Below are 7,872 nucleotides of genomic sequence, written 5' to 3' on the forward strand. Positions count from 1 at the left end.
CCCACCTCCAATCCCGCTATTAGCTCCGCCACCTCTGGCCGTTACTCAGATGCAGGTATCGGCGCTGGCGAAATGGCTGGACAGATTGAGCATCTGGCCGTAACCGATAGTTGGGTGGAAACCCGGGGTGGCGGAGCTAATAGCGGGATTGGAGGTGGGAAAATTACCGGGGATATAGGGCACCTGACGGTTCTGTCGAGTAACGTCAGCACTCTTCAGACAGGGGCTGATGCCGGGATTGGCGGCGGCGAAGTGGCCGGTGATATCCGCAACATGACGGTGGTCAACAGCCGGGTCACCACCAAAGGTATCGTAGCGCATGCAGGCATCGGTGGTGGACAGGTTGGCAACAGGCGCAGTCTAAGTCTTGGTGGCATTGGTGGAGGCAAACTTATCAAGGGTTCCGTCAATGATCTCATTGCCCTGGACAGCCACGTAAGAACGGAAGGGCGCTCAGCACATGCCGGCATTGGTGGCGGGGTGGTGAATGATGAAGTCAGGGGCGTCAGCGCCATTAACTGTTCTGTCTCAGCGGAGAATGGCAAAGCGGGTATTGGTGCCGGTTTATATAATTCCGGTAGTGCAGCGGATATCCGGTCGTTGAACAGCAAGGTTGACGGTAAACCACAAAACTTTCGTACTGAAGATTCCTACGAACTATGCCGTAGTGCCGATTCCCGTTTTGTCACCGATGATTGTCAGCTCACGCCCGACTCACTCACTGAAGACCATTGGAATTGGAACTGTTCAGCAACATCTATTGTCTCCGCACCTGTCCGTTCAGCTGCTCATAGACCATTCCCGCAGCCAGCGTCAGCCTCCGTTAATAATACCGTGATGGCTGATACAACCTCACAACAACCGGCAATGACATCACCCAACGAAACGGCAATGGCCAACACAGCCAGACGGCTGTCCAGCCATACTCTGTCAACCCCGGCACCACGCAACGATATGGCAATGGCCAACACAACCACTCTGCTGCCCAGCCAGATTCTGGCAGCCCCGGCACCGCTCAACCAAATGGTAATGTCCAATACAACTATTACCGGGCATACTATGGCAACGCCGTTACCGTCGATCAATGCCACGATCACTACCACGCCACCATTGGCAGCGGCGGCAATGGCAACCCCGGCAGCAGTGATGGAAACCGTGGTGACGTTACCGGAAGCATCAATGACATTTGCTGGCATGCCCCCGGCAACGGCACTGCCCACCACGCCCCCGCCATTGGCTGAAACCCTGAATATCGGGATTGTCCTGGGTGTCAGCTTTGGCACAGCTTTTACAATCCTTGCAGGCATTGGTTTATGCGCTCTCTACCAATACTGTCATCGACGGAATGAGGCACGGAAACAAGCGGAACCAGAAGGCAGCAGGCCAATAACTGATTCTACCCGTGTATGAATGTTGTACTGCCTGCATGGCTCGCTGTTGCAGGCGATAAGTAGCTGGCAACGTGATCAATACCTCTGCAATGGACTGCACCGTAACCACGGAGACTGGCGATAACACTGACCTCTCTCCCGGTAATCTGTGTAGAGAAGCTGGACAGCCATTCAGTTTATACTCACGTCATTGGGCAGTTATACAGTAGTTGGAAAAGGCGGATGGTATGAGGTGTAAAAAAGGGAGAGGAACCAGTGACACGTTCTGAGCGAAAACGTCGGGCAATCCTTGATGCGGCGAAAGAGGAGTTTATCCAATACGGTTTTCTTGGCGCCAATATGGATAGAGTATGCACGGCAGCAGAGGTTTCCAAACGTACGCTTTATCGTCACTTTGCAAGCAAGGAGTTGTTGTTTGAGTCCGTATTGACCATTCTTCAGGCCTCGGCCTATGAGTCGGTAAGCTATCCCTTTGACCCGGAACTCAGCCTTCATACTCAACTGACATCCATTAGCCTTAAAGAAGCCGAAATCCTCTATCAAATCTATGGTATCCCGCTGTCACGCACCATCGTGATGGAGTTTCTCCGTCAGCCTGACATGGCACGAAATCTGATTAATACTCTTTACAGCACCAAAGCCGTGACTCAGTGGTTCAGGGAGGCCATGGAAGCCGGTAAACTGAACGAAATGGATCTCAGTGTGATGACCAATATCTACATCAGTCTTTTTCAGGGTATGTTGTTCTGGCCCCAGGTGGTTAAGGAAGAGCCGGTGCCTGAAGGCAGGGTGCTGGAAGATATCGTTGAGATTGTCGTGTCAACGGTGTTGAGTGCCTGTGCCCGGGTATCTTAGCCCGGGCTTTGTGAATTCATCATTGGAAGTTTCAAACTTCCCTTGAGTTATCCCGTTCTCAGGGAGTACGCTTGCAATAAAAATAAATCAGTGTGAAGCCACGCTGCTGACTAAAGTGATGACAAAACCTATGACCGATATTATTACAACAGCCCGTGACCAACTGCTGACCCCGGCCAATATCGGCGACAGCGAACTTGGCAGGATTCTGGATACCATTCTGGGCCACAATGTGGATGCTGCTGACCTCTATTTTCAATCCATCCGCCATGAGTCCTGGGTGCTGGAAGATGGCATCGTCAAGGAAGGCAGTTTCAATGTGGACAGTGGTGTGGGTGTTCGTGCCATGAGTGGCGAGAAGACCGGTTTTGCCTACTCCAACGATATTATTCTTCCGGCACTGGAACAGGCTGCCGGTGCCGCCCGGAGTATTGCCCGGGCAGGCCAGCAGAAGCAGGTTCAGGCATGGCAGCGCAGCCAGCCACTGTCGCTTTACGGAACGGCCAACCCACTGGAGTCGTTAACCAGTGAAGATAAGGTTGATTTCCTGAAAAAACTGGACCAGGAAGCCCGCAAGGCAGACCCAAGGGTCAAGCAGGTGACGGTGAGCCTGGCCGGTGTTCATGAGGTGGTGCTGGTCGCTGCATCCGATGGTACTCTGGCGGCCGATATTCGTCCGCTGGTTCGCCTGAATGTCAGCGTCATTGCCGAAAAAGAGGGACGTATTGAGAGCGGATCTGCCGGTGGCGGTGGTCGGGGTGACTACCTTCAGTTCCTGCTGAACGATACTGGCCTTGAGTATGCCCGCATAGCAGTGCGTCAGGCCATGACCAATCTTGAAGCGGTTGCGGCTCCGGCTGGTACCATGCCGGTGGTATTGAGCGCTGGCTGGTCCGGTGTGCTGCTGCACGAAGCGGTCGGTCATGGGCTGGAAGGTGACTTTAACCGCAAAGGGTCATCTGCCTATGCTGGCCGGATCGGTGAGCGGGTTGCTTCTTCACTCTGCACCATTGTTGATGACGGTACGCTGGGTGGTCGTCGTGGCTCCATGAATATGGACGATGAGGGTGTCCCCACAGAAAGCACCGTCCTGATTGAAAATGGCATTCTCAAGGGCTATATGCAGGATAAGCTGAATGCCCGTCTAATGGGCGTTGCACCGACCGGTAATGGACGCCGTGAGTCGTATTCTCATCTGCCCATGCCAAGGATGACCAATACCTATATGCTGGCTGGCAAGCATGACCCGGAAGAGATTATCAGTACCGTTAACAAAGGTATCTATGTGGAAAACATGGGTGGGGGGCAGGTAGATATCACCTCCGGCAAGTTTGTCTTCTCCACCAGTGAGGCCTGGTTGATCGAAAATGGCAAGAAGACGGTGCCCGTCAAGGGCGCAACCCTGATTGGTAATGGTCCTGACGTGATGAACAAGGTGTCCATGGTCGGTAATGACCTGAAACTGGACCCCGGCGTGGGTGTCTGTGGCAAGGATGGTCAGTCGGTCCCGGTGGGAGTCGGTCAGCCTACCCTGAAGATTGATGAAATTACCGTGGGTGGTACAGCTTAAAAGGGGCTCTCCGTGCAGATCGTTTCCTGAAGGAACCGTCATGCACGGGATGTCGGGGGGGATGGCGGTTAGGTCACGATTCCGCTTTTATGCCCTGTGGGTACGCATCCGAACCGACCTGCATCAAGACTCTTCTCCGGGGTTTGCGACACCCTTAGATGGTGGCAGCAGATGGTGGCAGCGAGGGGAAATCGTTGCCGGTCGGGTTATCCTTGCGTCGGAAAAAAATGGCACCATCAATAATGGCGGTGTTAATGCCCCGTTGATCAATGGGCAGTTTGAATGACCGGCCCAGACAGAGAACGTTTTTTGTACTGCGTCTTCTGCTCCTGTCGATAAGCAGGCCTTCATCAAGGCTGACAACGCTGTGATTTTTTTCCTGGCAGGCTGCAGTGTGTGCTCTTCCTGCAGGGTCATGAATGGCCATTTCACCGTTGCCATTACATCCCGCCAGCGTCACCCAATGGCCCGAGATTCGTGTGTATTCACCGGTGCTTTCATCGTAAACGTAAAAACCGATGTTTAGCCAGGCTCCGTCTGATATCCGGACATTGTCGATGATTTGCTGTTGATTCGGTGGTTGCCTGGATTGTATGTGGTCAAATGATGATTTGTCAGAAGCGTACTCAGCCCGCCAGCCATAGTAGCGGATGACGGGTGTCTGCTGATGATGTTTTTCCATAAATGCCCGCACACCTGACATCAGTTCAATAGCACCAGTGCCGTATTCAATCTTGTCATTCATACCAAACGCTTCAGCCAGACTGATGACCAGGGCATGCTGGTCTTCAGGTTTGATAATTCCCAGTAATGGCACCAAGGTGTTGGCTACAGCGGCAGGGCCACAGATATGGTTGAAATGGAAGTTTTTCCCGTCGGTGTTGATGTCATATTGACAGAGATTGGCAGGCAGGCTGGGAAAACTTACCGTGGTTGTGGCTGATCTTTGGGTAATGGGGGTTTCAGGAAATGTGGTTTTGTCAGTTTTACTGTCGGTGATGTTAATGTTTTTACAATCAACCACGCCTGAACTTTCGTTTTCCGGGCCTGATGCCGGATTTATGTACAATCCATTAGTGACCTTTAAACCACTCATCAGACTATTCATTTACAAACTCCCTTTGGTTTTCGGAATTCCTTTTATTTCAATCGCCAGTCTTTTGACCCGGTAATCACTAAATGGTTCCCTGGGAGCCAAGCGCTAATACCCATACATCCACATCCCCTGGTTCCCACGGTCCCGAGGATGTCGCAAAACCGAAATCGAGTCTCTCCGTGCAGGTCGGTTCCCTGGGGAGCCGACACCCGAACCAACCGCCATGCACCATGATCTCTGTGTTTCATGGGGGGGATGGCGGTCGGCTTTTATGCCCTATGGGTATGCAAGCAAACCGACCACATTGAGATCTTTTTACGGGTTTCGCGACAACCTCCTTCGCAGGAATGACGGCGGTGGTATGGATATTAACGCTTTCCTGCACTAGTCAAAAACGGTGGGCAATTCGTGGTTTTTTTTGTGTTCGAATAATAACCGGATATCTTCCGGCAGTGTTCTTCCCCGGGAAAGCTCAGGCAGATCATCAACATCAAAAAAGCCGATATCGGAAATTTCAATGTTCTCTTTCGGGGCGCCGCCGGTCAGCTCGCAGAGGAAAATCAGTTTGTAGATATGATAGGGGCTGCGTGGGCAGTAGGGATGTCGCTGGGTATCCCGAAGGGCTACCAGCTTTATTACTTTTGCGGAATAGCCGGATTCTTCCACTATTTCCCGCTCGACCCCGTAAGCCGGAGGTTCACAAACATCTCCCCAGCCCCCGGGCAGAGCCCAGCCGCCATCAGCCCGCTCTTTGACCAGCAGTATTTTATTATCTAGGAATACACCACCACGGAGGTCAATCTTTGGGGTGGCATAACCGTGGTCCGGCAGAAAGAAGTTTTTCACTTTCTCTGTGGGGGCTCCGGTCAGCAATGCCGTCATGTCATGGGCAATAGCCTGTAATTGATGATATCGCTCAAGGTCAAACTCATCTCTTGAGAAGGTGAGCCCATTCTGGGCAATGGCCTGAATTTTTGCAGCCCAGTCAATCCATGGATTTTTTTCTAAATCATCAACATCAGGCTTATCAACCATCACCGGTCCCCTTTTTCCATCCTGTTCTTTTACCCGTGCTGCTCTGCGCTGTCATCAGGCCCTAATAGAATAGCCACACTCCGCCAGCGTTTGGAAGATTCCATCATGATCTTTATAAACATGGTAAGTGGTACGGAGAGAATCATCCCTACAGGCCCCAGCAACCATCCCCAGAAAATCAACGACAGAAAGACCACCAGGGGAGACAGTCCCAGCCCCTGTCCCATGACGTTAGGCTCAATGATATTACCGATCAACACGTTTATCCCCAGGTAACCCGCCATAACCAACATGGCATCGCCATAGCCAAACTGCAGAAGCGTCAGCAGTATGCCGGGAATAGCTGCCACAATGGAGCCGACATTCGGGATAAAGTTAAACAGAAAAGCGACCAGTCCCCAGAGCACATAAAAGTTCACCCCTTTTGCCCAGAGCATGACGCCAACCAGCAGGCCAGTGAACATGCTGATCAGCGTTTTCAGGGCCACATAACGGTTAAATGAGCGGAGAAAACGGCGCATGCTCTGTAATTCATGGTCCGGGGATGACAGTGCCATGCGTAGTTTACCCGGCAGCAGGGGGGCTTCCAGCAACATAAAGATAGTGGCGATTAAAATCAGCAGGGCAAAACTCATGGTGCTGCCGAGTTTGCCAATCATGTTGGTCAGCAGGCTGACCAGCGCTGATGGGTCAAAGGAATCCATAAAGGTTTTCAGGTCAATATGGATATTTATCTGTGTCAGGTAGACCTGGGCGCTTTTGAACGTCTCAGTCATTTGTTCCCGATACCCGGGCAGTGCAGCGGTAAACTCCTGAACCGTGCTGGCAACATTACCCAGGAAGAACAGGGCAAAGATGACAAAAGCCGTTAATGTGAAGACGATCCCGAGGATTCGGGGGATCCTGAATCGCGCCAGTAAATTAACCACAGGATTGGCCAGCAAGGCAAGCAGGGCAGAAAGCAGCAGGGGGATGACCAGTGTGCTGCCCAGTTTGATGCCCGTCATGATGATGATCAGTGCTGCCAGGCCCTGAAATATATGACGGACATGTGTCGTTTTGATGCCCCGCATCAGGTTAACCTCGATGATAAGGTGGAGAGATTACTGCCAAAACAGTAGATTTCATCATAGTTAACCAGAGCGTGCTATTGATGAAAATGCTATTTCTCTCGGACAGGCTCCCAGAGCTGCTCAGCCAAGATATCTTTCTTTCAGGTGTTGTTGGAAATAACTGGCCGTTAATGGCTCTCCGGTCGCCCTGGTCAGCAGTTCTGCCGTGGAATACTTTCGACCCTGTGACCAGATGTTGCTTTTCAGCCAGTCAAACATCGGGGAAAGATTACCATTGCGAATCAAGTCTTCAATATTGGGCATCGCTTTTCTCTGAGCGGCAAACAGCTGTGCTGCGACCATGGCACCCAGGGTGTAGCTTGGGAAATAGCCGAATGAACCCATGGGCCAGTGAATATCCTGCATGCAGCCTTTTTTGTGATCACCCGCTACATCCAGACCCAGGTAATCCTGCATTTTCTGCTGCCAGAGTTCGGGAATGTCATCTACCTCGATGTTTCCTTCAATCAGGTCGCGCTCTATTTCATAGCGCAGAATAATATGAGCAGGGTAGGTGATCTCATCGGCATCAACCCGGATAAAGCCGGGGCGCACCTGCGTGTAAATTTTTTCCAGATTATCCAGTGCCATGGCGGGCTGTGACGTGCCATTGCACAGGTGTTTGACGATCAACGGCTGGATCAGCGACAGGAATGCGGCGCTACGGCCCAGCTGCATTTCAAAGAACAGGCTCTGTCCTTCATGGATTCCCATGGAGCGGGGGAAGGCGATGGGGAGTTCACGACCCTGTTCTGGCAGGTTTTGCTGGGGCCTGTAGGGATGATTCTCTCCGCACACCTGACATCAGTTCAA

7 protein-coding genes are annotated in these 7,872 nt (G+C 52.0%); 3 read left to right on the forward strand and 4 right to left on the reverse strand.

Annotation, left to right across the window (positions count from 1 at the left end; all coding sequences use genetic code 11):
* From KDK13_RS07355 to tldD, 3 genes are all read left to right on the forward strand, one after another.
* Positions 1-1,410: hypothetical protein (locus tag KDK13_RS07355; protein WP_257284325.1), on the forward strand; the 1,410-nt coding region annotated here is incomplete at its 5' end.
* Positions 1,411-1,646: 236 nt separating this feature from the next.
* Entirely contained in the window at positions 1,647-2,246 is a 600-nt protein-coding gene (locus tag KDK13_RS07360; RefSeq protein WP_257284326.1) for a TetR/AcrR family transcriptional regulator, read from the forward strand.
* Positions 2,247-2,376: 130 nt separating this feature from the next.
* Positions 2,377-3,816, forward strand: coding sequence for a metalloprotease TldD (tldD, locus tag KDK13_RS07365; RefSeq protein ID WP_257284327.1), 1,440 nt, complete (start codon positions 2,377-2,379; stop codon positions 3,814-3,816).
* A 154-nt stretch (positions 3,817-3,970) separates the two neighbouring features.
* Here the strand turns inward: tldD and KDK13_RS07370 are convergent, their stop codons facing one another.
* From KDK13_RS07370 to KDK13_RS07385, 4 genes are all read right to left on the reverse strand, one after another.
* Positions 3,971-4,924, reverse strand: coding sequence for a hypothetical protein (locus KDK13_RS07370; protein ID WP_257284328.1), 954 nt, complete (start codon positions 4,922-4,924; stop codon positions 3,971-3,973).
* Positions 4,925-5,296: 372 nt separating this feature from the next.
* A complete protein-coding gene (locus KDK13_RS07375) occupies positions 5,297-5,947 on the reverse strand; it encodes an NUDIX hydrolase (RefSeq protein ID WP_257284329.1) in 651 nt (216 codons plus the stop codon).
* 29 nt (positions 5,948-5,976) lie between these two features.
* The gene (locus KDK13_RS07380; protein ID WP_257284330.1) at positions 5,977-7,020 is read right to left on the reverse strand and encodes an AI-2E family transporter; all 1,044 of its coding nucleotides are present in this window, start codon (positions 7,018-7,020) and stop codon (positions 5,977-5,979) included.
* 120 nt (positions 7,021-7,140) lie between these two features.
* Positions 7,141-7,857, reverse strand: a complete 717-nt coding sequence (locus KDK13_RS07385) for a hypothetical protein (RefSeq protein WP_257284331.1) — start codon at positions 7,855-7,857, stop codon at positions 7,141-7,143.
* Positions 7,858-7,872 lie beyond the last annotated feature (15 nt).

The sequence above is a fragment of the Endozoicomonas sp. SESOKO1 genome, from assembly GCF_024606265.1.
In the GTDB taxonomy this organism is placed as follows: Bacteria; Pseudomonadota; Gammaproteobacteria; order Pseudomonadales; family Endozoicomonadaceae; genus Endozoicomonas.

Coding starts and splice junctions, on each gene's coding strand:
- tldD (WP_257284327.1), top strand. CDS start 2,377: ATGACCGATATTATTACAACAGCCCGTGACCAACTGCTGACCCCGGCC.
- KDK13_RS07370 (WP_257284328.1), bottom strand. CDS start 4,924: ATGAATAGTCTGATGAGTGGTTTAAAGGTCACTAATGGATTGTACATA.
- KDK13_RS07375 (WP_257284329.1), bottom strand. CDS start 5,947: ATGGTTGATAAGCCTGATGTTGATGATTTAGAAAAAAATCCATGGATT.
- KDK13_RS07380 (WP_257284330.1), bottom strand. CDS start 7,020: ATGCGGGGCATCAAAACGACACATGTCCGTCATATATTTCAGGGCCTG.